Origin of the sequence: Pseudomonas sp. PSB11 (assembly GCF_014596605.1) — a bacterium.
In the GTDB taxonomy this organism is placed as follows: Bacteria; Pseudomonadota; Gammaproteobacteria; order Pseudomonadales; family Pseudomonadaceae; genus Aquipseudomonas; species Aquipseudomonas umsongensis.
On the sequence record NZ_NOIO01000006.1, the window covers coordinates 113,894 to 137,388 of the forward strand.

Annotated in this window: 22 protein-coding genes; 12 read left to right on the top strand and 10 right to left on the bottom strand. The window is 60.5% G+C overall.

Going from position 1 to position 23,495, the window contains the following annotated elements; all coding sequences use genetic code 11:
* Nucleotides 1-6 precede the first annotated feature (6 nt).
* The 4 genes from CGA21_RS09950 (at nt 7) to CGA21_RS09965 (ending at nt 6,552) form a co-directional block, all read left to right on the top strand.
* Complete coding sequence (locus tag CGA21_RS09950) at nt 7-1,071, top strand: imelysin family protein (protein WP_188264136.1); 1,065 nt, start codon at nt 7-9, stop codon at nt 1,069-1,071.
* A 14-nt stretch (nt 1,072-1,085) separates the two neighbouring features.
* On the top strand, nt 1,086-2,186 hold the full coding sequence (locus CGA21_RS09955; protein ID WP_110751676.1) for a DUF1513 domain-containing protein: 1,101 nt from the start codon (nt 1,086-1,088) through the stop codon (nt 2,184-2,186).
* Nucleotides 2,187-2,365: 179 nt separating this feature from the next.
* Nucleotides 2,366-3,514: an efflux RND transporter periplasmic adaptor subunit gene (locus CGA21_RS09960; protein ID WP_110751674.1), complete on the top strand. Its 1,149-nt coding sequence runs from the start codon at nt 2,366-2,368 to the stop codon at nt 3,512-3,514.
* Nucleotides 3,515-3,528: 14 nt separating this feature from the next.
* Complete coding sequence (locus tag CGA21_RS09965; RefSeq protein WP_188264137.1) at nt 3,529-6,552, top strand: multidrug efflux RND transporter permease subunit; 3,024 nt, start codon at nt 3,529-3,531, stop codon at nt 6,550-6,552.
* A 146-nt stretch (nt 6,553-6,698) separates the two neighbouring features.
* Here CGA21_RS09965 and CGA21_RS09970 read toward each other — a convergent pair whose 3' ends face one another.
* The 5 genes from CGA21_RS09970 to colR all read right to left on the bottom strand — a co-directional run bounded on the left by CGA21_RS09970 (nt 6,699) and on the right by colR (nt 10,420).
* Nucleotides 6,699-6,926 carry a hypothetical protein gene (locus tag CGA21_RS09970; RefSeq protein ID WP_020799915.1) on the bottom strand — a complete coding sequence of 76 codons (228 nt, stop codon included), beginning with the start codon at nt 6,924-6,926 and terminating at the stop codon, nt 6,699-6,701.
* Between the two features lie 2 nt (nt 6,927-6,928).
* On the bottom strand, nt 6,929-7,642 hold the full coding sequence (locus CGA21_RS09975; RefSeq protein ID WP_110751670.1) for a lipopolysaccharide kinase InaA family protein: 714 nt from the start codon (nt 7,640-7,642) through the stop codon (nt 6,929-6,931).
* Between the two features lie 3 nt (nt 7,643-7,645).
* Nucleotides 7,646-8,314, bottom strand: a complete 669-nt coding sequence (locus CGA21_RS09980) for a class I SAM-dependent methyltransferase (RefSeq protein ID WP_033044253.1) — start codon at nt 8,312-8,314, stop codon at nt 7,646-7,648.
* 149 nt (nt 8,315-8,463) lie between these two features.
* Nucleotides 8,464-9,747, bottom strand: a complete 1,284-nt coding sequence (locus tag CGA21_RS09985) for a sensor histidine kinase (protein ID WP_110751668.1) — start codon at nt 9,745-9,747, stop codon at nt 8,464-8,466.
* On the bottom strand, nt 9,737-10,420 hold the full coding sequence (gene colR, locus CGA21_RS09990) for a two-component system response regulator ColR (protein WP_020799911.1): 684 nt from the start codon (nt 10,418-10,420) through the stop codon (nt 9,737-9,739). Before colR ends, CGA21_RS09985 begins: the two co-directional genes overlap by 11 nt.
* A 218-nt stretch (nt 10,421-10,638) precedes the next feature.
* On the opposite strand from colR, the gene CGA21_RS09995 reads away from it, so the two are divergent.
* Nucleotides 10,639-11,382, top strand: a complete 744-nt coding sequence (locus tag CGA21_RS09995) for a phosphatase PAP2 family protein (RefSeq protein ID WP_020799910.1) — start codon at nt 10,639-10,641, stop codon at nt 11,380-11,382.
* A 190-nt stretch (nt 11,383-11,572) separates the two neighbouring features.
* On the opposite strand, the gene groL is transcribed toward CGA21_RS09995, so the two are convergent.
* The 4 genes from groL to CGA21_RS10015 all read right to left on the bottom strand — a co-directional run bounded on the left by groL (nt 11,573) and on the right by CGA21_RS10015 (nt 15,085).
* Nucleotides 11,573-13,219 (bottom strand): chaperonin GroEL, encoded by a 1,647-nt coding sequence (groL, locus tag CGA21_RS10000; protein ID WP_020799909.1) that lies wholly within the window; start codon nt 13,217-13,219, stop codon nt 11,573-11,575.
* 49 nt (nt 13,220-13,268) lie between these two features.
* Complete coding sequence (locus tag CGA21_RS10005; protein ID WP_007985847.1) at nt 13,269-13,562, bottom strand: co-chaperone GroES; 294 nt, start codon at nt 13,560-13,562, stop codon at nt 13,269-13,271.
* A gap of 248 nt (nt 13,563-13,810) precedes the next feature.
* Nucleotides 13,811-14,287, bottom strand: coding sequence for an FxsA family protein (locus tag CGA21_RS10010; protein ID WP_188264138.1), 477 nt, complete (start codon nt 14,285-14,287; stop codon nt 13,811-13,813).
* A gap of 66 nt (nt 14,288-14,353) precedes the next feature.
* The gene (locus CGA21_RS10015; protein WP_188264139.1) at nt 14,354-15,085 is read right to left on the bottom strand and encodes a HugZ family protein; all 732 of its coding nucleotides are present in this window, start codon (nt 15,083-15,085) and stop codon (nt 14,354-14,356) included.
* A gap of 164 nt (nt 15,086-15,249) precedes the next feature.
* Here CGA21_RS10015 and CGA21_RS10020 point away from each other — a divergent pair, with 164 nt between their 5' ends.
* The gene (locus CGA21_RS10020) at nt 15,250-16,008 is read left to right on the top strand and encodes an SDR family oxidoreductase (protein WP_110751662.1); all 759 of its coding nucleotides are present in this window, start codon (nt 15,250-15,252) and stop codon (nt 16,006-16,008) included.
* Nucleotides 16,009-16,168: 160 nt separating this feature from the next.
* Here the strand turns inward: CGA21_RS10020 and apbC are convergent, their stop codons facing one another.
* Nucleotides 16,169-17,263, bottom strand: a complete 1,095-nt coding sequence (gene apbC, locus CGA21_RS10025) for an iron-sulfur cluster carrier protein ApbC (protein ID WP_110751660.1) — start codon at nt 17,261-17,263, stop codon at nt 16,169-16,171.
* A gap of 153 nt (nt 17,264-17,416) precedes the next feature.
* On the opposite strand from apbC, the gene metG reads away from it, so the two are divergent.
* The 6 genes from metG to CGA21_RS10055 all read left to right on the top strand — a co-directional run bounded on the left by metG (nt 17,417) and on the right by CGA21_RS10055 (nt 23,489).
* Entirely contained in the window at nt 17,417-19,468 is a 2,052-nt protein-coding gene (gene metG, locus CGA21_RS10030; protein WP_188264140.1) for a methionine--tRNA ligase, read from the top strand.
* A 283-nt stretch (nt 19,469-19,751) separates the two neighbouring features.
* Nucleotides 19,752-20,321: an Rnf-Nqr domain containing protein gene (locus CGA21_RS10035; RefSeq protein ID WP_188264141.1), complete on the top strand. Its 570-nt coding sequence runs from the start codon at nt 19,752-19,754 to the stop codon at nt 20,319-20,321.
* Entirely contained in the window at nt 20,318-21,328 is a 1,011-nt protein-coding gene (gene rsxB / locus CGA21_RS10040) for an electron transport complex subunit RsxB (protein ID WP_110751653.1), read from the top strand. The genes CGA21_RS10035 and rsxB overlap by 4 nt, the downstream gene beginning before the upstream one ends.
* Nucleotides 21,315-22,301, top strand: a complete 987-nt coding sequence (locus tag CGA21_RS10045) for an RnfABCDGE type electron transport complex subunit D (protein WP_188264142.1) — start codon at nt 21,315-21,317, stop codon at nt 22,299-22,301. The genes rsxB and CGA21_RS10045 overlap by 14 nt, the downstream gene beginning before the upstream one ends.
* Nucleotides 22,298-22,909: an RnfABCDGE type electron transport complex subunit G gene (locus CGA21_RS10050; protein WP_188264143.1), complete on the top strand. Its 612-nt coding sequence runs from the start codon at nt 22,298-22,300 to the stop codon at nt 22,907-22,909. Before CGA21_RS10045 ends, CGA21_RS10050 begins: the two co-directional genes overlap by 4 nt.
* On the top strand, nt 22,902-23,489 hold the full coding sequence (locus tag CGA21_RS10055) for an Rnf-Nqr domain containing protein (protein WP_188264144.1): 588 nt from the start codon (nt 22,902-22,904) through the stop codon (nt 23,487-23,489). Before CGA21_RS10050 ends, CGA21_RS10055 begins: the two co-directional genes overlap by 8 nt.
* Nucleotides 23,490-23,495 lie beyond the last annotated feature (6 nt).

Below are 23,495 nucleotides of genomic sequence, written 5' to 3' on the forward strand. Positions count from 1 at the left end.
CCCGACATGTTCCGTCCCAAATTGTTGTTCACCAGCCTTGCCGCGCTAGCCTTGGGCGCCTGCTCGCCACAGGACCCGCAGGCCGTCACTTCGGCTGCGATCGCCAAGTCGGTGATTCTGCCGACCTATACCCGCTGGGTTGAAGCCGACCGCCAACTGGCCGTCAGCGCCCTCGCCTACTGCGAAGGCAAGGCAAATCTCGAAACCGCCCGCGCCGACTTCCTGCACGCGCAAAAAGCCTGGGCCGAACTGCAACCGCTGCTGATTGGTCCACTGGCCGAGGGCAACCGTGCCTGGCAGGTGCAGTTCTGGCCGGACAAGAAGAACCTGGTCGGCCGTCAGGTCGAGCAACTGGTCACCGCGCAACCGCAGATCGATGCCGCCGCGCTGGCCAAATCCAGCGTGGTGGTCCAAGGCCTGTCGGCCTACGAATACATCCTGTTCGACAGCAAGCCTGATGTCGCCAGCGCCGAACAGAAGGCCAAGTACTGCCCGCTGTTGATCGCCATTGGCGAGCGTCAGAAACAGCTGGCCGAAGAGATCCTCAAAAGCTGGAACAACACCGATGGCATGCTCGCGCAAATGAGCAAATTTCCGAACCAGCGGTACGCCGACTCCCATGAAGCGATCGCCGATCTGTTGCGCGTGCAGGTGACCGCCCTCGATACCTTGAAGAAGAAGCTCGGCACACCGATGGGCCGCCAGAGCAAAGGCGTGCCGCAGCCGTTCCAGGCCGATGCCTGGCGCAGCCAGTCGTCCCTGACCGCCCTGGAGGCCAGCCTCGCTGCGGCCCGAACGGTATGGGAAGGTGTCGACAACAAAGGCCTGCGCGGCCTGTTGCCAAGCGAGCAGAAGCCATTGGCCGACAAGATCGACGCGGCCTACGCCGCCTCGTTGAAACTGTTCGCCAGCAGCCAGCGCTCGTTGACCGAAATGCTCAACGACGACGCCGGTCGCCAGCAACTCAATGATCTCTACGACAGCCTCAACGTGGTCCACCGCCTGCACGAAGGCGAGCTGGCGAAGGCGCTGGGCATCCAACTGGGCTTCAACGCCAACGACGGTGACTGATGAGGGCGAGTTCCATGCTGCGACGCCAGGCTCTGAAATTAGGGAGTTTGCTGCTGGGTGCGGTGTCACTGGGCGGCTGGACGCTGTTCAGGCACAAGGATAAAAGCCCGCTGCTGCTCTCGGCGCGGGACGATACCGACGGCAAGCACTACGCCGTCGGTTACCGGCTGGACGGCACCCGGGTGTTTGCCACCCGGGTCGGCCAGCGCTGCCATGACATCATCAATCACCCGACGCTGCCGATCGCGCTGTTCGTTGCCCGGCGTCCGGGCACCGAGAGCTACCTGATCGACCTGCGTGACGGCACGCTCCTGCAAACCGTGACGTCGCAGCCAAACCGGCACTTCTACGGTCATGCGGTGATTCACCACAGCGGTGACTGGTTGTACGCCACCGAAAACGACACCACCGATCCGGGTCGCGGCCTGCTCGGCGTGTACAAGTTCGAAGGCGAACGCCTGGTGCATAGCGGTGAGATCTCCACCCACGGCATCGGCCCGCATCAAGTGTCGTGGATGCCCGATGGCGAGACCCTGGTGGTGGCCAATGGCGGTATCCGCACCGAAGCCGAAAGCCGGGTCGAGATGAACCTCAATGCCATGGAACCGAGCCTGGTCCTGATGCAGCGCGACGGTACCCTGCTGAGCAAGGAAACCCTCGGCCAGCAGATGAACAGCGTGCGTCACCTGGGCATTGCCAGCGACGGCACCATCGTCGCCGGCCAGCAATTCATGGGGGCAGCCCACGAGCATTCGGAGCTGCTGGCGATCAAGCGTCCGGGCCAGCCGTTCGTGGCGTTCCCGGTGCCGGAGCATCAGTTGCAAGCCATGGGGCACTACACCGCCAGCGTTGCGGTGCACAGCGACTTGCGCCTGGTCGCGTTGACCGCGCCTCGGGGCAACCGCTTTTTCATCTGGGACCTGGACAGCGGCGAAGTGCGCCTGGACGCACCACTGCCCGATTGCGCCGGGGTGGGCGCGGTGGCCGACGGATTCGTCGTGACCTCGGGCCAGGGCCGCTGCCGGTACTACGATTGCCGCCAGGCAAATCTGCTCGCCAAACCGCTGGAGCTGCCGGCGGGGCTCTGGGACAACCATCTGCATTTGATGGCTTGAGTCAGGCCCAAAAAGATCGCAGCCTGCGGCAGCTCCTACAGGGTCATGTGTACACCTGTAGGAGCTGCCGCAGGCTGCGATCTTTTCTGGAACCGACAAAAATCAGCCATTGGATTCCCCTTCCCACTCGCGGTAATGTGCCCAACTGTCTCACCTGATTTCTCCAAGGAACTGGAAATATGCTGCGTCGCCGCATGCTGATCATGTTGGGTGTTGTACTGTTGATCGTGCTGGTCCTGGCCGGTTACAAAGCCTTCTCCATCTATACGATGATTCAGGGCTTCTCCGCGCCAAAACCGCCGATCAGCGTCGCCGTGGCCACGGCCATCGAACGGCCCTGGCAAGCCAGGCTACCGACCGTCGGCACCCTCAAGGCGCTGCAAGGCGTAGACCTGAGCCTGGAGACCGATGGCACGGTGGTCGATCTGCAGTTCGAGTCGGGGCAGAAAGTCAAAGCCGGTCAACCGCTCCTGCGCCTGGACAGCGCCGTGGAAAGCGCTCTCCTCGAAACCGCCCTGGCCGACCTCGGGCTGGCCCAACTCGATTACGGTCGCGGAAGCCAGCTGGTGGGCAGCCAGGCCATTTCCAAAGGCGAGTTCGATCGACTATCGGCGGTACTGAAAAAGAGCAAGGCCACGGTCAACCAACTCAAGGCTGCGCTGGGCAAAAAAAGCATCGTCGCCCCCTTCAGCGGGACCATCGGCATTCGTCAGGTGGACGTTGGCGACTACCTGGCGAGTGGCACCATGATTGCCACCCTGCAAGACCTCAGCAGCCTCTACGTCGACTTTTTCGTGCCCGAGCAGTCGGTGCCGAAGATCGCCCTCGGCCAGCCGGTTGAAATCATCGTCGCCGCCTACCCGTCCCAGACCTTCCCCGGCACCATCAGTGCGATCAACCCGAAACTGGAAAACAGCACGCGCAACATGCAGGTCCGCGCGACCCTGGCCAACCCCGATGGCAAGCTGTTGCCAGGCATGTTCGCCAGCCTGCAGGTGATGTTGCCCAACCCGCGGCCGAGCATCGTGGTGCCGGAAAGCGCGATCACCTACACGCTCTACGGCAACTCCCTTTATGTCGTTGCAGAGAAGAAGACCGAAGACGGCAGCCTCGAAAAAGACGACAAGGGCCAGCCGATCCTGATCGCTGAACGGCGGTTCATTGAAACGGGCGAACGCCGCGACGGGCAGGTGGTGATTATCAAAGGTGTGCAGAACGGCGAAAAGGTGGTCACGGCCGGCCAGATCAAACTGGACAACGGTGCGCACATCGCCATCAGCGACGACAAGACCCTGGCCGAAAAGAACAGTCAGCCACGCGCTGACTGATCAAGGAACCCCCAATGGCTTTTACCGACCCGTTCATCCGTCGCCCGGTGCTCGCCACCGTGGTCAGCCTGTTGATTGTGCTGCTGGGCTTCCAGGCCTGGAGCAAGTTGCCGTTGCGCCAATACCCGCAAATGGAAAACGCCCTGATCACGGTCACCACCGCCTACCCCGGGGCCAACGCCGAAACCATCCAGGGCTACATCACCCAACCGTTGCAACAGAGCCTGGCCAGCGCCGAGGGTATCGACTACATGACCTCGGTCAGTCGGCAGAACTTCTCGGTGATATCGATCTACGCGCGCATCGGCTCCAACAGCGACCGATTGTTCACCGAACTGCTGGCCAAGGCTAACGAGGTCAAGAACCAGCTGCCCCAGGATGCCGAAGACCCGGTGCTGAGCAAGGAAGCCGCCGACGCCTCGGCGCTGATGTACATCAGCTTCTTCAGCAAGGAGCTGAGCAACCCGCAGATTACCGACTACCTGTCGCGCGTCATCCAGCCGAAACTGGCGACCCTGCCGGGCATGGCCGAAGCCGAGATTCTCGGCAACCAGGTCTTCGCCATGCGCCTGTGGCTGGACCCGGTGAAGCTGGCCGGTTTCGGCCTGAGCGCCAGCGACGTGACCAATGCGGTGCGCCAGTACAACTTCCTTTCCGCCGCAGGCGAAGTGAAAGGCGAGTACGTGGTCACCAGCATTAACGCCAATACCGAGCTTAAATCAGCCGAAGCCTTTGCCGCGATCCCGCTCAAGGTCGAGGGTGACAGCCGTGTGCTGCTGCACGATGTGGCGCGGGTCGAGATGGGGGCGGAAAACTACGACACCATCAGCTCGTTCGGCGGTACGCCCTCGGTGTACATCGGCATCAAGGCCACGCCTGCGGCCAACCCCCTCGACGTGATCAAGGAAGTGCGCAAGATCATGCCGGAGCTTACGGCCCAGCTGCCACCGAACCTGAAGGCGGAAATCGCCTACGACGCGACGCTGTTCATCCAGGCCTCGATCAACGAAGTGATCAAGACCTTGTTTGAAGCAGTACTGATCGTGATCGTGGTGGTGTTCCTGTTCCTCGGTGCGTTGCGCTCGGTGGTGATCCCGGTGGTCACCATCCCGCTATCCATGATCGGCGTGATGTTCTTCATGCAGATGATGGGGTACTCCCTGAACCTGTTGACCCTGCTGGCGATGGTGCTGGCCATCGGCCTGGTGGTGGACGACGCCATCGTGGTGGTGGAAAACATCCACCGCCACATCGAGGAAGGCAAGACACCGCTGGACGCCGCGATCGAGGGCGCCCGGGAGATCGCCATGCCGGTGGTCTCGATGACCATCACCCTGGCGGCAGTGTATGCGCCGATCGGCTTCCTCACGGGCCTTACGGGGGCGTTGTTCAAGGAGTTCGCCCTGACCCTGGCCGGCGCGGTGGTGATTTCCGGCATCGTCGCGCTGACCCTGTCGCCGATGATGTGCGCCCTGCTGCTGCGTCACGATGAAAACCCCACGGGCCTGGCCCACCGCCTGGACATGATTTTCGAAAGCCTCAAGCGACGTTATCAACGCATGTTGCACGGCACTCTCAATACCCGGCCGGTGGTGCTGGTATTCGCTGTCATCGTGCTGTGCCTGATTCCGGTGCTGCTCAAGTTCACCAAGTCAGAGCTCGCGCCGGATGAGGACCAGGGCATCATCTTCATGCTGGCCAGCGCACCGCAACCGACCAACCTCGACTACTTGAACACCTACACCGACGAGTTCATCACGATCTTCAAGGCGTTTCCCGAGTACTACTCGTCGTTCCAGATCAACGGCTTCAACGGAGTGCAATCGGGCATCGGCGGTTTCCTGCTCAAGCCCTGGAACGAGCGCAGCCGCAGCCAAATGGAGATCCTGCCAGAGGTTCAAGCCAAACTGGCGAGCATCTCCGGATTGCAGGTTTTCGGTTTCAACCTGCCCTCCTTGCCGGGCACGGGCGAGGGTCTGCCGTTCCAGTTCGTCGTCAACACGGCCAACGATTACGAGTTGCTGCTGCAAGTGGTCGACCGGGTGAAAAAACGCGCGATGGAGTCTGGCAAATTCGCCTTCGTCGACGTCGACCTGGCCTTCGACAAGCCTGAAGTGGTGGTGGATATCGATCGCGCCAAGGCCGCCCAGATGGGCGTGTCGATGCAGGATCTGGGCGGCACGCTGGCGACGTTGCTGGGTGAGGCGGAAATCAACCGTTTCACCGTGGATGGCCGAAGTTACAAAGTCATTGCCCAGGTCGAGCGCCCCTTCCGGGATAACCCTGACTGGCTGAACAACTACTACGTCAAGAACACCCAGGGCGAACTGCTCGCCCTCTCGACCCTGATCACCGTGTCCGACCGGGCGCGCCCTCGGCAACTGAACCAGTTCCAGCAACTCAACTCGGCGATCCTTTCCGGGGTGCCGCTGGTCAGCATGGGTGAGGCCATCGACGCCGTGCGTCAGATCGCCCGGGAAGAAGCGCCGGCGGGCTTTGCCTTCGACTATGCCGGCGCATCACGGCAATACGTCCAGGAAGGCAGTGCGCTATGGGTGACCTTTGGCCTGGCACTGGCGATCATTTTCCTGGTACTGGCGGCCCAGTTCGAAAGCTTCCGCGATCCGCTGGTGATCCTGGTGACCGTCCCGCTGTCGATCTGCGGCGCCTTGCTGCCGCTATTCCTCGGCTGGTCGAGCATGAACATCTATACCCAGGTCGGGTTGGTGACGTTGATCGGCCTGATCAGCAAGCACGGCATCCTGATCGTCGAATTCGCCAACCAGCTGCGCAAGGACAAGGGCCTGACGCCGCGAGAGGCGGTGGAGGAAGCCGCGGCCATTCGCCTGCGTCCGGTATTGATGACCACGGCGGCAATGGTATTCGGCATGGTGCCATTGATCATCGCCACGGGGGCCGGCGCGGTGAGCCGGTTTGATATCGGTACGGTCATTGCCACCGGGATGTCGATTGGGACGTTGTTTACGTTGTTTGTGTTGCCGTGCGTGTATACGCTGCTGGCCAAATCCTCTCGCTAAGATCGTTCCCACGCTCTGCGTTCGGCTCTTGATTTGGGACGCGGAGCGTCCCGGGCTGCATTCCCACGCAGAGCGTGGGAACGATCTGCACTGCGCAAAAAAAAGGCCTCGCATCAGCGAGGCCTTTTATTTGGGCTTCATTCTGTTCAACTTTGCGGCCTCAATCCTTGAGAGAGTCCGAACATGAACAGCAACAAATCATGATCGGGTTGAGTGGCCACGGATGCCTTGGCAACCCGTGGCAACGGACAATGCTCGCCACTGTGTACTGAACTTAAGACTTGCGTGCGGGGCTGCTCCCATGCAGCCACCGCGAGTGAAGCAACTGCCAAGGCTCCTACCAGAAACAAACCTCGCGCAACTTCAAGTTTCATGGCTATAAACCTTTGATAGCGCTGCCAAACGCCGTCTCATAAAAGTAGACGAGTTTCTTCCAGTCCGTCGTGCTGAATGACGAGTGGCGGCGCAGCTGCTTCATATCATGGGCAGCCGCCTGGCGAGCGCTCAATCGCTGCCGGCACTTCTCCAGATCGATCAAGGCAACCTCGACTTTGGCGGCTTCGCCCTCACCGGTGACGCGAACGAATACGTGCTTGATATAGATGCAGCTGTGTTGCCAACGCCCCTTGTGCATCCGCGCCAGATTCTCGGCCAGGTCCTTGAGCACGCGATCGTGCACAGCCTCACCATGACGCTCGCGTCCGCCGCCCTCGTACCAACGCTCGATTTCCTCGAAGCCGTCCAAAGACTTGGTCACCAGCAAGGCGCGCCATTTGTGCACGGGATCGCGTTGAGCTTCGCAGAACACGATTTCCGGGACTCGCACATCGAGCAGGCGCAAGCCAGTGAGTGCATCACGCTCGCGCAGTACCGTCGGCCGTCCGAAAGGGTGTAAAAGACCCCGATGGATATGGCCGGTCTGGCGTTTTACGTAGAGCAGTTGTCCATCACTGCCCATGAGACGCTGCACGCCACTCTCGCCACCGCGCCGGACATTGGGCTCTTCCACCCATTCTCCGCGCTGATTCCAGAAGTAATCGAATCGGTCCTGGGAGGCGACGCCTGTTCCTGCTGCACACTGCTCTACCATCTGTTACCTCTTGCGTAATACATAAACTCGCCACATGGCATAGAGCGGCAAAAAGTCGATACGTTCCTGAATACGGAAACCAGCCTGCTCAAATTCCTTTTCTACGGTAGCCGCCGGTAACACAAATCTATTTTGGTAACCTTCCTGCCCACGGGTTCTCTCCGCGCGCTTGCGTTTCCAGGCTTTGAAGTTACCGTCGACCCACAGCGAAAGGATGACACTGTCTCGGCTGACTCGCTCGAATTCGCGCAAGATCGCCAGTCGATGCTGGGCTTCACCGATGTGGTGGAGCAAACGCATGCAGAAAATACTGTCGACAGCGTTATCCGGCAACGCAATGTCGAACGCAGACGTCTGCAAGGGTTGTACCCGTTTCACCACTTCAGCCGGTTGCGACTGTGTAGCGATCTTGATCATGGACTCGGAGTTGTCGGCACCGATGATCACGCGGTTGGGTTTTTCCGCCAGCATTGGCCAGAAACGCCCCGCACCGCAGGGCAGATCGAGGACCAGGCCCGGCTCACCGACCAGCGCCAGCGCCTTGCGCGCCATTTGTACGTCACGCCAGTGGGACAGGCGGCGACCGACGCCATCCTTGTGTTTTTGCAGGTAACGTTTGGCGTGTTGATCGTCGTACTTGTTGGAAAAATCCAGTTTGATCGGGCCATCCACCATCATCAATCTCCTGAGTTTCTGATTCCAACCACCTTAGGCAGTGATGTGTGAGGGTCAGGTCATGCGTTTGTGAAAATTTCGTGATGAAAATGTCGAATCGTTTCGAGGTATTACAAGAGAGCAATCTCAATCAACCGCAGCGGCCATCAACTCACAGTCGGCACATTGAACTGGACGTGAAAACGACAGCCATTGGGTTCCATGGTCGTCAGGGTGACGCTCCAGCCCTGGTTTTCACAGATCCGTTGTACTAACGATAGTCCAAGCCCGAGACCCTCTCCGCGTTTCTCGTTGCCTCGCACAAAAGGTTCGAACATCGCTTCGCGTTTTTCCTCGGGAATGCCCACGCCACTGTCCTCGACCGTGAAACCCATGGGCATCAGGCTCAGGCGGATAAATCCACGGTCGGTGTAATGCAGTGCGTTACGCAGCAGGTTGCCCATGACCGCGTGCAATAGCGTCGCGTTATACCGATTAGTGTGGGGACCGCCCCAGTCGACAATCAGCTTGAGCCCCTTGGCCTCGATCGGTTCGCGCCACAGGTTGATCAAGCCGTCGGCCACTTCGCCCAGCGTCTGCTGCGCAGACATGCTGGCGTCTTCGCGCTGAGCACGGGCCAGCATCAGGAAGGTTTGTACCAACTCGCTCATTTCTTCACTGGCACGGGCAATGCGCTCGACCTGGGCAAGGCCGCGCTGGTCGATCCCGGGGTTTTCCAACAGCAATTCGCAGGAACTGGCCAACACCATCAAGGGCGTACGCAGTTCATGGCTGACGTCACTGGTGAACATGCGCTCACGGGTCAGCGCCTGGCGCAACCGGCCGAGGGTAGCGTCAAAGGCCACGGCCAGTTCACCCACTTCATCGGCCGCATAGTCCGGCGCCAGTGGCGGTGCCAGGCCCAGTAGCTGATCGCGATGACGTACCTGGCGCGCCAGCCTCACTACCGGTGCCATTACCTTGCGCGCCAGCACCCAGCCGAGAAACACCGCCAGCGCCAGGCTCAGCACGAAGCCCACCAGCACCACGGCAAACAGCACTCGCTCGCGCTCTTCGAAGTCACTCTGGTCCTGCAACAGCACATAGCGCCGACCATCGACCACCTCGACCATCGCGTGGTACGACAGCTGTTCGCGAAAAACCTCGTGAAACCCTGGATCCAGGTGCCGCAAATCCTTGGGCAACTCGAAATCGCCCTGCCCGCCGCTGAAATAAAACAACTGGTCCGGTTCCGGGCGATGGCTCCAGTCCGAAACGCTGTCCATCAGCAACAGGCGCTGCAAATCGCCACCCAGGCCCGCCGAGATCAACTTTTCTTCCACCAGGTGCACGGTGGCAACGATGCCCATGGCAAAGGCGCCCGCCACCAGTGCGCTCATCAGCGCAAAGGCAATGATGATCCGTTGAGCGAGGCTCTGTTTAAACTCCATCACGCCCCTCGGCCAGGCGGTAACCCACACCGTGCACGGTTTGCAGCAGCGGTTTGGCGAACGGCTTGTCGATCACCTGGCGCAATTGATGGACATGGCTGCGCAGGCTGTCGCTGTCTGGACAGTCATCGCCCCACAGGGCCTCTTCGAGAATTTCGCGACGCAGTACATGCGGGCTTTTCTGCATCAGGACCGCCAGCAACTTCAGGCCCACCGGGTTGAGCTTGAGCAATCGGCCTTCGCGGGTAACCTCCAGCGTATCGAGGTCATAGCTCAGGTCACCCACTTGCAAGGTCCGGCGGCCTCCGCCTTGGGTGCGACGCATTACGGCTTCGATCCGCGCCGCCAGTTCAGACAAGGCGAAGGGCTTGATCAGGTAGTCATCGGCACCGGACTTGAAGCCCTGCAGCCGGTCGTCCAGTTGATCACGGGCAGTGAGCATGATCACCGGCGTGTCGCGCCGGGCATCTTCGCGCAGGCGTTTGCACAGCGTGTAGCCGTCGATGCCAGGCAACATGATATCGAGTACGATCAAGTCGTAATGCTCGGTAGCCGCCAGATGCAGGCCCGACAAACCGTCCTGTGCGCAATCCACGGTATAGCCCTTGAGTCCCAGGTAATCGGCCAGATTAGCCAGGATATCGCGGTTGTCTTCAACCAATAAAATTCGCATGGGCATCTTCTCCGTACACAATAACGGCCGTCTTGGCCCGCGCAGCTTAAGGCCAAGCGTGATTCAGGGCCAGGGTTGTGTGCAGTCGTCGGTTGGGTGAAATCGTCGGATCAAGGCCAACGTTTTTTTCACTATCGGTTCACGGGTTGACGACAGGGTCGAGCCCAGACTCCGCGCGGCTGCGTATTCAAGAACATTTCACTGACCAAGGATTGACCATGGTTTCGATCTCTGCACGCCCCGCTTCTCGCCCGCTCAACTTCTGGGTGTGCCTGGGTGTTCCCGCCGTTGCGGCAATCATTCTGGTGTTGCTTGAACTGACGACCCTGGACATGGACCTGGCCAGGCTGTTTTACGATCCGGTCGCCGGGGACTTCATCGGCCGGCACAGTTATTTCCTGGAAACCGTCCTGCATGATCGGGCCAAGCAAGTGGTTATTGCCTTCTCGGTGCTGGCTATCCTCGGTTTTGCCGGTTCGTTCTTTCTGCCCCGGCTCAAGCCGTTCAAGCGGGAACTGGGCTGCCTGGTGCTGTCCCTGGGGCTGGCGACGTCCTTTGTCACGCCGATGAAAGCAGTGACGGCGGTGCAGTGCCCGTGGAGCCTGGAGCAATTCGGCGGTCACGAGACCTACAGCGAATTGTTGAGCCCGCGTCCGGCTACAGAAAAACCGGGGCGTTGCTGGCCTGGCGGTCACGCCGCGACCGGTTTCACCCTGTTTGCACTGTTCTTCGTGTTGCGTGATCGCCGTCCGCGCATGGCACGTGCGGCCTTTGTTTTCGCCTTCGCCCTGGGCTCGGTTTTTTCCATCGGCCGGATGCTGCAGGGCGCACACTTCTTCTCGCACAACGTGTGGACGGCGGTATTCTGCTGGCTGATTTGCCTGGGGTCGTATTACTACATCCTTTATCGACCCACTTCCAAGGCCGAGAGAGAGCTCGAAGCACAACCGGTCAGCGCCTGAAATACAGATCAAATGTGGGAGCGGGCTTGCTCGCGAAGGCGGTAGATCAGTCAACCTCTCCGGTGATTGACACACCGTCCTCCCGAGCAAGCCCGCTCCCACACTGAATCGCTTGCACTTCAAAATCCGGGCAATAAAAAACCCCGCCTACTTACGCAGGCGGGGTTTTTTATACAGGGGTAAGGCTGGCTTACATCATGCCGCCCATGCCGCCCATACCGCCCATGTCTGGCATGCCGCCGCCAGCACCGCTGTCTTTCTTCGGTGCGTCAGCTACCGCAGCTTCGGTGGTCAGGATCAGACCGCCGATGGAAGCTGCAGCTTGCAGAGCCGAACGGGTAACCTTGGTTGGGTCCAGGATACCCATTTCGATCATGTCGCCGTATTCGCCAGTCGCAGCGTTGTAGCCGAAGCTGCCTTCGCCGTTCTTGACCTTGTCGACCACTACGCTTGGCTCGTCACCGGAGTTGGCAACGATCTGGCGCAGCGGCGCTTCAACAGCGCGACGCAGTACAGCGATACCCACGTCCTGATCGGCGTTGTCGCCTTTCAGTTGAGTCAGTGCTTCCAGAGCACGGATCAGGGCCACGCCACCGCCAGGCACCACGCCTTCTTCAACGGCTGCACGGGTAGCGTGCAGGGCGTCTTCAACGCGGGCTTTCTTCTCTTTCATTTCAACTTCGGAACCAGCGCCAACCTTGATCACTGCAACGCCGCCGGACAGCTTGGCCAGACGCTCTTGCAGTTTTTCACGGTCGTAGTCCGAGGAAGTCTCGGCAACCTGGGCACGGATCTGGTTGATGCGTGCTTCGATGTCGCCTTGAACGCCAGCACCGTCAACGATGATGGTGTTTTCCTTGGACAGGGTTACGCGCTTGGCGTTACCCAGGTGCTCCAGGGTGGTGCTTTCCAGGCTCAGGCCGATCTCTTCGGAGATCACGGTACCGCCGGTCAGAACGGCGATGTCCTGCAGCATGGCCTTGCGACGGTCGCCGAAGCCTGGCGCCTTGACGGCTGCGACTTTGACGATACCGCGCATGTTGTTCACAACCAGAGTCGCCAGGGCTTCGCCTTCAACGTCTTCGGCCACGATCAGCAGTGGACGGCCGGCTTTGGCAACGGCTTCCAGTACTGGCAGCATCTCGCGGATGTTCGAGATCTTCTTGTCGACCAGCAGGATCAGCGGGCCGTCCAGCTCAGCGACCATGGTCTCTGGCTTGTTGACGAAGTACGGGGACAGGTAGCCACGGTCGAACTGCATGCCTTCAACAACCGACAGTTCGTTTTCCAGGCCCGAGCCTTCTTCAACGGTGATCACGCCTTCTTTACCGACTTTTTCCATGGCTTCGGCAATGATGTCGCCGATGGAGTTGTCGGAGTTGGCGGAGATGGTACCTACCTGAGCGATAGCCTTGGTGTCAGCGCATGGCTTGGACAGGGCCTTCAGCTCTTTGACGATAGCGATGGTCGCTTTGTCGATACCGCGCTTCAGATCCATCGGGTTCATGCCGGCAGCGACGGCTTTCAGGCCTTCGTTGACGATCGATTGAGCCAGAACGGTAGCGGTGGTGGTGCCATCGCCTGCGTCATCGTTGGCACGGGAGGCAACGTCTTTGACCAGCTGCGCGCCCATGTTTTCGAAACGGTCTTCCAGTTCGATTTCTTTGGCAACGGAAACGCCGTCCTTGGTGATGGTCGGAGCGCCGAAGCTCTTCTCGATGATCACGTTACGGCCTTTCGGGCCCAGGGTCGCTTTTACTGCGTCAGCCAGGACGTTGACACCGGTGAGCATTTTCTTGCGGGCGGAATCGCCGAATTTAACTTCTTTAGCAGCCATGATCGATATTCCTTAAATACTTTGTAGTAACGGGAAAATGAGCGGGTAATCAGCCTTCGATAACAGCGAGGATTTCGTTCTCGCTCATTACCAGCAGGTCTTCGCCGTCGACTTTCACAGTGTTGCTGCCGGAGTAAGGACCGAACACAACCTTGTCGCCCACTTTCACGGACAGTGCACGCACTTCACCGTTTTCCAGTACGCGGCCGGTGCCGACAGCGAGGATTTCGCCGCTGTTGGCTTTTTCAGCAGCCGAACCTGGCAGGACGATACCGCCAGCGGTTTTCTTTTCTTCTTCGCTGCGACGGATGACGACGCGGTCATGCAGAGGACGAAGCTTCATTGTCGATCTCTCCTAATTGTGGTTTTCATCGGCCGGTGTAGTCCCGGCGGGTTTAACAAAGTCCGGCGGTGCCGGGTGCGGTTCGTCGAGCGAACCGCGGAAGTCTGTCTGGCGTGATCACCAGAAACCTTGCGGTGACCGTTACATAAGGGCGCACAAGCTTATTACAAGGGCGCAGATCGAAAAATTTTTATGGTGATCGCCCGAAAACGAACACGGCACCCGAAGGTGCCGTGTCGATATTGCTGTTACTTGGTATCGCGGTGTTCGAATTCGCCTTCGATCACGTTCGGCTCGCGGCCCAGAGGTTCGCGCGGCGCAGGGCCACCACGGGGCTGGATGTCGTCGGCGAACGCACGCTGGCGGATCGCTTGCTCTTCGGCACGCTGGCGCATTTTATTGGCCAGGAGGCGACGGCTGACCGGCATCAGCATGACCAGGCCGATCACGTCGCTGATGAAACCCGGAAGAATCAACAAGCCACCGGCCAACGCCAACATCAGGCCTTCAAGCATGGTCTGGGCCGGCAACTCGCCACGGTTCAGGCTTTCACGGGCACGCAGTGCGGTGGCCAACCCGGCAACGCGCAACACGAACACACCGAACATCGAGCCGAGAATGATCAGCAGCAGGGCCGGGAAAAACCCGATCGCCCCTGCCACCTTGACGAATACGAACAGCTCCAACACCGGAAACAGCAGAAAGAGCAACAAAAAAGGGCGCATCAAATGGTTCCTCAACGCAAGAATGCCTTGCCAGTCTTCCCTAGATGACGTCGCCATTGCGTGAATTCAAGCGTCGGCCACTGCCTTTTTCGGCCAATGTTCGGCGTGAGCCAGGAAAACCAAGGCTTCGCGTACTTGTGTCGGCGTATTACAAGGCGCTGGAAAGGGCAGCCAGTGCAGCCCCTGGCCGATGAGCAGGTGCATGCCTTCGCTGTCGATGCCCACCAGGGTCGCCGGCGAAGTTTTCGGCAAGCCGGCCAGTTCGACGTAATGCGCAATGGCCTTGGCGTGATCGGCGTTCATGTGTTCGATCATGCTCGCCTCGGCCTTGCCGGCAAACGGGTTGGCCAGGGTCAGCTCGTTGACCCAGTGGATCGCGCCAAACCCGCCAATGTAGCGATGGCGCACCGGCTTGAGCACCCAGAAGTCGAAATCGTGGGCCTGATGATAGTTCTGCGAATCCGGGAAATAGCGGTAGTACCTTTCGGCAGCCGCTTCGATGGCGGCAACGTCTTCGATCTGTTGCGCCTCGGCCAGGTAGGTCAGACGACCAACGGCCTGGACGTCTTCGGCCCCACGCTCGCCCACGAACAGTGAGCATTTCGGATCTTTTTGCAGATTGTGGGTGTGCTGGGCGATGCGGCTGATAAGGATCAGCGGCCGGCCGAGCTCGTCCAGGCAGTACGGAACCACGGAACCGAACGGGAAACCAGGCATTGACTTGGAGTGTGTGGAGAGCACTCCCCGGTATTCCTTGAGAAGCAATTCTCGTGCATGCTTAGCCGCTTCAACGCTCAATTTATGACTCCTTATTAAGAATCCGTCGTAAAAACGGACAGGCTGCTGATGAAAGTTCCAGCATGCCGTCGGGGTAGTTCTCATGTGCAGCCGTGGCCAGTTCGGGCGCAGATCGAGAGGCACTCTGAAGCAAACCAACCAGACCTGCCACCGGGGGCATGCGAATGAAACTCACTGACAAAGTAATCATTATCACGGGCGGTTGCCAGGGTTTAGGCCGCTCCATGGCCGAGTACTTGGCGGCCAGGGGCGCAAAACTGGCGCTCGTCGACCTGAACCAGGAAAAGCTCGACGACACCGTCGCTGCCTGCACGGCCTTGGGCGTCGAAGCCCGCGCCTACCTGTGCAACGTCGCCAATGAAGAGCAAGTGAGCCATATGGTCGCCCAGGTCGCCAACGACTTTGGCGCTATCCACGGCCTGATCAACAATGCCGGGATCCTGCGTGACGGTCTGCTGCTCAAGGTCAAGGATGGCGAAATGACCAAGATGACCCTGGCCCAATGGCAGGCGGTCATCGACGTCAACCTGACCGGCGTATTCCTGTGCACCCGTGAAGTCGCGGCGAAAATGGTCGAGCTCAACAACAGCGGCGCGATCATCAATATCTCGTCGATTTCCCGCGCTGGCAATGTTGGCCAGACCAACTACTCCGCCGCCAAGGCCGGTGTCGCGGCGGCTACCGTGACCTGGGCCAAGGAACTGGCGCGCTATGGCATCCGCGTGGCCGGCATTGCACCGGGCTTCATCGAAACCGAAATGACCCTGGGCATGAAACCTGAAGCACTGGAGAAGATGACGTCGGGGATTCCGCTCAAGCGCATGGGCAAGCCTGAGGAAATCGCCCATTCGGCGGCCTACATCTTCGAGAACGACTATTACACCGGTCGGATTCTGGAGTTGGATGGCGGGTTGCGCATCTAGAGCCCCCCTAAACCAATGTGGGAGCGGCTGTGGCGAGGGGATTTATCCCCGTTGGGCTGCGAAGCAGACCCGGTTTTTTGGGGGCGGCTGCGCGACCCAACGGGGATAAATCCCCTCGCCACAGCTCGCTCCCACATTTGGACCGCGTTTCTTCTGCTGATCAATCGTCGCTGATGGTGATATTCGGCATCGCCGGCGTGGCGGCTTCCTGCAACACGATCCGCGCACCGACATGGCGGGCCAGTTCCTGGTAAACCAGTGCAATCGGGCTGTCCGGTTCGGCGATGACCGTTGGCTTGCCGCCATCGGCCTGTTCGCGGATAGCCATCGCCAGCGGCAGCGACGCCAGCAGCTCGACGCCATACTGATTGGCCAGCTTCACACCGCCCCCCTCGCCGAACAAATGTTCGGCATGCCCGCAGTTCGAGCAGATGTGCACGGCCATGTTTTCCACCACGCCCAGCACGGGGATGTTGACCTTGCGGAACATCTCCACACCCTTGCGTGCGTCCAGCAATGCCAGGTCCTGTGGCGTGGTCACGATCACCGCGCCGGCCACCGGGACCTTCTGTGCCAGGGTCAGCTGGATGTCACCAGTGCCTGGCGGCATGTCGATGACCAGGTAATCCAGGTCGCCCCACGCGGTTTGTGTCACCAGTTGCAGCAAGGCGCCGGAGACCATCGGCCCGCGCCAGACCATCGGCGTGTTGTCATCGGTGAGGAACGCCATGGACATCACTTCGACACCATGGGACTGGATCGGCACGAACCACTTCTGATCCTTGATCTGCGGCCGGGTACCTTCGGCGATGCCGAACATGATGCCCTGGCTCGGACCGTAGATGTCCGCGTCTAGAATCCCGACCTTGGCGCCTTCGCGGGCCAGGGCCAGCGCGAGGTTGGCGGCGGTGGTGGACTTGCCCACCCCGCCCTTGCCGGATGCCACGGCCACGACGTTCTTGACGTTGGCCAGGCCCGGGATCTGTGCCTGGGCCTTGTGCGCGGCGATCACGCTGGTGATATCGACGCGGGCGGCGCTGACCCCGTCAAGGCCTTCAATGGCCATTTGCAGCATCTGCGCCCAACCGCTCTTGAACAAGCCGGCGGCATAACCCAGTTCCAGCTGCACGCTGACGTGCTCACCCTGGATCTCGATGTTGCGCACGCAGCCGGCGCTGACCGGATCCTGGTTCAGATAGGGGTCGGTGTATTGGCGAAGGACGGCTTCCACCGCTGCGCGATTGACGGCGCTCATGGGCAACTCCGAAAACAAGACTGGGAATAGATGGCGGGTATCCTACCCCTTCTGTCTTCCGGACGGCATGCCTGGCAACGATTTGCAGGGGTGAAATATCTTTGCCGGCGCTTTATAGTGGCCGACCTCCGTTTCATCAAGTAGCCGAGCCCCATGTCCGAGCCACGCAAGATCCTCGTCACCAGTGCCCTGCCCTATGCCAATGGTTCGATCCATCTTGGCCACATGCTGGAATACATCCAGACCGATATGTGGGTGCGCTTCCAGAAGCACCGCGGCAACCAATGCATCTATGTCTGCGCCGACGACGCCCACGGTTCGGCGATCATGCTGCGCGCGGAAAAGGAAGGCATCACCCCGGAACAACTGATCGCCAACGTCCAGGCTGAACACAGCGCCGACTTTGCCGAGTTCCTGGTGGACTTCGACAACTTCCACTCCACTCACGCCGAAGAAAACCGTGAGCTGTCGAGCCAGATCTATCTGAAGCTGCGCGACGCCGGGCACATCGCCACGCGTTCGATCACGCAGTATTTCGACCCGGAAAAGAAAATGTTCCTGGCCGACCGCTTCATCAAGGGCACCTGCCCGAAATGCGGCACCGAAGACCAGTACGGCGACAACTGCGAAAAGTGCGGCGCGACCTACGCACCGACCGACCTGAAAGATCCGAAGTCGGCAATTTCCGGGGCCACTCCGGTGCTCAAGGATTCCCAGCACTTCTTCTTCAAGCTGCCGGACTTCCAGGAAATGCTGCAGACCTGGACCCGCAGCGGCACCCTGCAAGACGCCGTGGCCAACAAGATCGCCGAATGGCTGGATGCGGGGCTGCAACAGTGGGACATCTCCCGCGATGCGCCGTACTTCGGTTTTGAAATCCCTGATGAGCCGGGCAAGTACTTCTACGTGTGGCTGGACGCACCCATCGGCTACATGGCGAGCTTCAAGAACCTGTGCGACCGCACGCCGGAACTGGACTTCGACGCGTTCTGGGGCAAGGACTCCACCGCCGAGCTGTACCACTTCATCGGCAAGGACATCGTCAACTTCCACGCCCTGTTCTGGCCAGCGATGCTCGAAGGCGCGGGTTACCGCAAGCCGACCGGCATCAACGTGCACGGCTACCTGACTGTCAACAGCCAGAAAATGTCCAAGTCCCGCGGCACCTTCATCAAGGCCCGGACCTACCTGGATCACCTGTCGCCGGAATACCTGCGTTACTACTACGCAGCCAAGCTGAGCCGTGGCGTCGACGACCTGGACCTGAACCTCGAAGACTTCGTGCAGAAGGTCAACTCCGACCTGGTCGGCAAAGTTGTCAACATCGCCAGCCGTTGCGCCGGGTTCATCAACAAGGGCAATGCCGGGGTGATGGTCGAAACCAACGCCGCGCCAGAGCTGACCGAAGCGTTCCTGGCTGCCGCGCCAAGCATTGCCGACGCCTATGAAGCCCGTGACTTTGCCCGCGCCATGCGCGAGATCATGGGCCTGGCCGACCGCGCCAACGCCTGGATCGCCGACAAGGCACCTTGGTCGCTGAACAAACAGGAAGGCAAGCAGGAAGAAGTCCAGGCCATCTGCGCCACCGGCGTCAACCTGTTCCGTCAACTGGTGATCTTCCTCAAGCCGGTGCTGCCGTTGCTGGCCGCCGATGCCGAGGCGTTCCTCAACGTCGCGCCGCTGACCTGGAACGATCACGCGACCTTGCTCGCCAACCATCAGCTGAACGAGTTCAAGCCGCTGATGACCCGTATCGACCCGGTAAAAGTGCAGGCCATGACCGACGCTTCGAAAGAAGACCTGACCGCCAGCCAGACCGACACCGGCGAGGCTACACCGACGGGCAATGGCGAGCTGGCGAAGGATCCGTTGTCGCCGCAGATCGAGTTCGACACCTTTGCCGCGGTTGACCTGCGCGTCGCCCTGATCGTCAAGGCCGAGCACGTGGAAGGCGCGGACAAGCTGTTGCGCCTGACCCTGGACATCGGTGACGAGCAGCGCAACGTATTCTCCGGGATCAAGAGCGCTTATCCGGACCCGTCCAAGCTCGATGGTCGCCTGACGATGATGATTGCCAACCTCAAGCCGCGCAAAATGAAGTTCGGAATTTCCGAAGGCATGGTGATGGCGGCAGGTCCCGGCGGTGAAGAAATCTACCTGCTGAGCCCTGACAGCGGCGCCAAGCCTGGTCAGCGGATCAAGTAAGGCACTGCGGCAAACCGATCCCACAGTCGTGCCTGGCGCGACTGTGGGATTTTCATGTCTGGCCCACCCTCCGACCTTGCCGGATAATGCCTAAACTTTTTAGACCGCTGCGTTGAAAAGCCGCCGTAACGCTGTTCGGCGAGCAAGAAATCCGTGGCGAGGGGATTTATCCCCGTGGGCCGCAAAGCTGCCCTCAGCGTCCGTTCAAGCAGACCGAGTTGTTCGGATTTTCGACTGCTTCGCAGCCGAACGGGGATAAATCCCCTCACCACAAAGCACTATCATGACCGAAACCCTGCTTACGCTCATCAGCACCGCCCTGCTCAACAACCTCGTCTTGCATTGGCCGCTGGCTGTTGATCCACTGTTGGGCAGCGAACGGCGCCAGGTGCATGCCCTGGGCATCGCGACGACTTGCCTGATGCTGGTCACCGGAGTGCTCGGCCATGTGATCTATCAATGGCTGCTGGTACCGTTGGTGTTGACCGCGCTGCACTTGTTCGTGTTCCTGCCATTGAGTGCGCTGCTGATCGGCCCGTTGTTGAAGTTGCTTGCACGGGTGTTTTCGACACTGTCCTTCGAAGGTCTTTGGCCGTTGCTGCTGTGCAATTCCGGGGTGCTCGGCGTGGCATTGCTCAACGCCCGGGAGAACAATGGATTTTTTCATGCCACAGCCTTGAGCATCGGTGCCGGGCTGGGCTTCTGGCTGGTACTGAGTCTGTTCCAGGACCTGCGCCAGCGCACTCTCGACAACGATGTGCCCCTGCCCTTTCGCGGCCTGCCGATCGACCTGATCGGCGCCGGCCTGATTGCAGTGGCCTTTCTCGGATTCAGCGGGCTAATCAAAACATGAGTCTGATTCAACGCATCGACGCCCTCTTGCCGCAGACCCAATGCGGCAAGTGTGGCCACCCCGGATGCAAGCCGTACGCCGCAGGCATCGCCAGCGGTGAGCCGATCAACAAATGCCCGCCTGGCGGCAGTGAAACCATTGTTGCCCTGGCCGAGCTGTTGAACGTGCCGGTGCTGGAACTGGACGCCACTCGCGGCACGGCTGCGGCGCAGATCGCCTATATTCGTGAAGCGGAGTGCATTGGTTGTACGAAATGCATTCAGGCCTGTCCGGTTGACGCCATCGTCGGCGCGGCCAAGTTGATGCACACAGTCATCATCGATGAATGTACCGGTTGCGACCTGTGCGTGGCGCCATGCCCGGTGGACTGCATCGAAATGCATCCGCTGCCCTTGAGCGGCGTGCTGCCGATTGTCGGTGGCCTGGCCTTCAGCCTGGAAGAACAACGGGCGCGAACCGCCAAGCGCAATCATGCACGGCGCCGTTTCGAGCAGCGCAACGCCCGTTTGCAACGTGAAGAGCATCAAAAAATTGCCGAGCGAGAAGCCCGTGCGCAACGGGCCGTCCAACCCAGTGAAGTGCCGCTCGACCCGGTGCAGGCAGCCCTTGAACGCGTGCGCGCGCAGAAGGCCGCGAACGCCGATGCGGCCTTGAAAAAAGCCAAGGTCGACCTGGCGATGAGCCGGGCGCAGCTGAACAAGTCGCTCAAGGCCTTCGGTCATCCGCCGACCTTCGAACAGCAATCGCAGCTGATTGTGTTGCAACAGCAGTTCGAAGCCGCCGAGCACGCCTTGGCCCAACTGGAACGCGTTGCGCCGCCGGCCGTGGCGCCTGTCGCCGCTGCGGCGAAGGACGCCGACCTGAAACGCGCGAAAATCCAGCTGGCCATGCGTCGTGCCGAACTGAAGAAAGCCCAGGCGAGTGCTGCTCCCGTCGAGCAGATCGAAGCCCTGGAGCGAGCCCTGAGCGAAGCCGAACGCCAGGTGGATGCACATGCCGCCCCTTGAATCGGTGGACGAACGCCTGCAGCAGGCGATGAAACTGGTTCTGCTGGCGACGCTGCCAGGGGTGTTGGCGTTGTTCTGGTTCTATGGCTGGGGGGTGTTGATCAACTTGATGCTCGCTGGTGTCAGTGCCTTAGCCTTTGAAGCGGCGGTGCTGCGAGTGCGCAAGCGCGCGCTCAAGCCGACCTTGAGCGATGGCAGCGCCCTGGTCAGTGCCACGCTACTGGCCTTGGCCTTGCCGCCCTATTGTCCCTGGTGGCTGACGGTCAGTGCGGCGACGTTTGCGATGTTGCTGGGCAAGCACCTGTATGGCGGGGTCGGCAGCAACCCGTTCAACCCGGCAATGTTGGGTTTCGCCCTGGTAATGGTGACCTTTCCACAGCAGATGACCCATTGGCCAGCCTCCCACGGCATGGACTTGTGGGGTGGCGTGCAGCAAGTGTTCGGCGCAGGCCAAAGCCCGGACGCCTGGGTCCGGGCCACGGCACTGGACAGCCTGCGGATCAACAAAAGCCTGACCATGGATGAACTGTTCGCGGCGAATCCGGCCTTTGGTCAGTTCGGTGGCCACGGCGTGGAGTGGGTCAATCTGGCCTTTCTCGCCGGTGGCGCGTTCTTGTTGCAACGCCGCGTGTTCAGCTGGCATGCACCGGTTGGCATGCTCGCCAGCCTGTTTGTCATCAGCCTGTTGTGCTGGAACGGTTCGGGCTCAGACTCCCACGGATCACCGCTGTTTCATCTGCTCACCGGTGCCAGCATGCTCGGCGCTTTCTTCATCGTCACTGAACCGGTGTCCGGCGCAAAAAGCCCGGGTGCGCGACTGCTGTTCGGTGCAGGCGTGGGCTTGCTGACCTACCTTATTCGCACCTGGGGCGGCTACCCGGACGGCGTGGCCTTTGCCGTGCTGTTGATGAACCTCTGTGTACCGGCGCTGGAGCGGCTTGTCGCGGCCAGGCAAGAGCTGCACGCACCATGAGCCGAGCGTCGAGCGCCGCCATCCTTGCATTACTGGCCTCCCTCGGGGCAGGCCTGACGTATCTCGTGCAGCACGCCAGCGCACCGCGGATCGCGACTGAACAGCGCCTGATCGACAGTCGCAACCTGCTGGACCTGCTGCCGCCCGACGGCTATGACAATCAACCGCTGGAACAACCGCTCAGCCTCGAAAACGCTACGTTGGCCAATAGCACACTGCTGGCGGGTTACCGTGCGACCAAGGCCGGCCGAGCCTATGCCGTGCTGCTGCGCAGCCAGACCCTGGGCTACGCGGGCGCCATCGATTTGCTGATCGCCATCGATCGCAACGGTAGATTGCTGGGGGTTAAAACTCTGCGGCAGACGGAAACCCCGGGGCTCGGCGCACGGATCGCCGACTGGCCGAACGCCTGGCTCGAAGGCTTTTCCGGCAGGTCGCGAACCGATCCGGGCGACAACGGATGGGCCTTGAAAAAAGACCAGGGGCAATTCGACCAGATCGCGGGAGCCACGATCACCTCAAGAGCGGTGATCCACGCCATCCATGACGCATTACGCTATTTCGATGAGCACCGAGCCTCACTGCTTGGGAGCCCCTCAGATGAATGAATCGTTGCGGTTGCAGAACACCTTGATGCTCGTGCCACTGATTGGCGCCACCGGCTCACTGGTGAATGCCCTGGGCCTGTGGCTGATGTTCATGGGGGTGAGCAGTGCCTTTGGCCTCTGCATGAACACCTTGCGCTCGCGCCTGCTCCCGGCGACCCATTTGCCGGCCAGCGTACTGCTTGCCGCAACGTTGACCAGTTGCGCAGAACTCGGCGCGCAGGCCTGGTCGCTGCCATGGCATCAGCATGCCGGGATTTATGCCGGGTTGATCGCCTTGCAATGCGTCGTGCTGGAGCGCAGCGACTTCTTCCAGGCCCCCTGGCGCCAACGCTGGCGCCTCTGTGGCCTGTTCGGCGCATTGATGGTGTCCCTTGGCCTGCTGCGCGAACTCATTGGCTACGGGACCCTCGGCAATCATCTGCCGTGGCTGGCGGGTACAACGCACGCGGATTGGCAGGGCTGGTTGCTGACCGCTGCCGGTGGCTTGCGACTGGCCACGCTGGCCCCTGGCGGTTTCATACTGCTCGGGTTGCTCATCGCCGCGTGGCAAGCCTGGCATCACCCCCCACCCTCACACTGATCGCCT

Bases quoted from the DNA above. Each gene is read 5' to 3' on its own strand.
- CGA21_RS09965 (WP_188264137.1), top strand. From the start codon at position 3,529: ATGGCTTTTACCGACCCGTTCATCCGTCGCCCGGTGCTCGCCACCGTG.
- rsxB (WP_110751653.1), top strand. From the start codon at position 20,318: ATGAGTCTGATTCAACGCATCGACGCCCTCTTGCCGCAGACCCAATGC.
- CGA21_RS09970 (WP_020799915.1), bottom strand. From the start codon at position 6,926: ATGAAACTTGAAGTTGCGCGAGGTTTGTTTCTGGTAGGAGCCTTGGCA.
- CGA21_RS10005 (WP_007985847.1), bottom strand. From the start codon at position 13,562: ATGAAGCTTCGTCCTCTGCATGACCGCGTCGTCATCCGTCGCAGCGAA.
- CGA21_RS10055 (WP_188264144.1), top strand. From the start codon at position 22,902: ATGAATGAATCGTTGCGGTTGCAGAACACCTTGATGCTCGTGCCACTG.
- CGA21_RS09960 (WP_110751674.1), top strand. From the start codon at position 2,366: ATGCTGCGTCGCCGCATGCTGATCATGTTGGGTGTTGTACTGTTGATC.
- CGA21_RS10045 (WP_188264142.1), top strand. From the start codon at position 21,315: ATGCCGCCCCTTGAATCGGTGGACGAACGCCTGCAGCAGGCGATGAAA.
- CGA21_RS09975 (WP_110751670.1), bottom strand. From the start codon at position 7,642: ATGGTAGAGCAGTGTGCAGCAGGAACAGGCGTCGCCTCCCAGGACCGA.
- CGA21_RS10035 (WP_188264141.1), top strand. From the start codon at position 19,752: ATGACCGAAACCCTGCTTACGCTCATCAGCACCGCCCTGCTCAACAAC.
- CGA21_RS10020 (WP_110751662.1), top strand. From the start codon at position 15,250: ATGAAACTCACTGACAAAGTAATCATTATCACGGGCGGTTGCCAGGGT.
- metG (WP_188264140.1), top strand. From the start codon at position 17,417: ATGTCCGAGCCACGCAAGATCCTCGTCACCAGTGCCCTGCCCTATGCC.
- CGA21_RS09950 (WP_188264136.1), top strand. From the start codon at position 7: ATGTTCCGTCCCAAATTGTTGTTCACCAGCCTTGCCGCGCTAGCCTTG.
- groL (WP_020799909.1), bottom strand. From the start codon at position 13,219: ATGGCTGCTAAAGAAGTTAAATTCGGCGATTCCGCCCGCAAGAAAATG.
- CGA21_RS10050 (WP_188264143.1), top strand. From the start codon at position 22,298: ATGAGCCGAGCGTCGAGCGCCGCCATCCTTGCATTACTGGCCTCCCTC.
- CGA21_RS09955 (WP_110751676.1), top strand. From the start codon at position 1,086: ATGCTGCGACGCCAGGCTCTGAAATTAGGGAGTTTGCTGCTGGGTGCG.
- CGA21_RS09985 (WP_110751668.1), bottom strand. From the start codon at position 9,747: ATGGAGTTTAAACAGAGCCTCGCTCAACGGATCATCATTGCCTTTGCG.
- CGA21_RS09995 (WP_020799910.1), top strand. From the start codon at position 10,639: ATGGTTTCGATCTCTGCACGCCCCGCTTCTCGCCCGCTCAACTTCTGG.
- CGA21_RS10010 (WP_188264138.1), bottom strand. From the start codon at position 14,287: ATGCGCCCTTTTTTGTTGCTCTTTCTGCTGTTTCCGGTGTTGGAGCTG.
- colR (WP_020799911.1), bottom strand. From the start codon at position 10,420: ATGCGAATTTTATTGGTTGAAGACAACCGCGATATCCTGGCTAATCTG.
- apbC (WP_110751660.1), bottom strand. From the start codon at position 17,263: ATGAGCGCCGTCAATCGCGCAGCGGTGGAAGCCGTCCTTCGCCAATAC.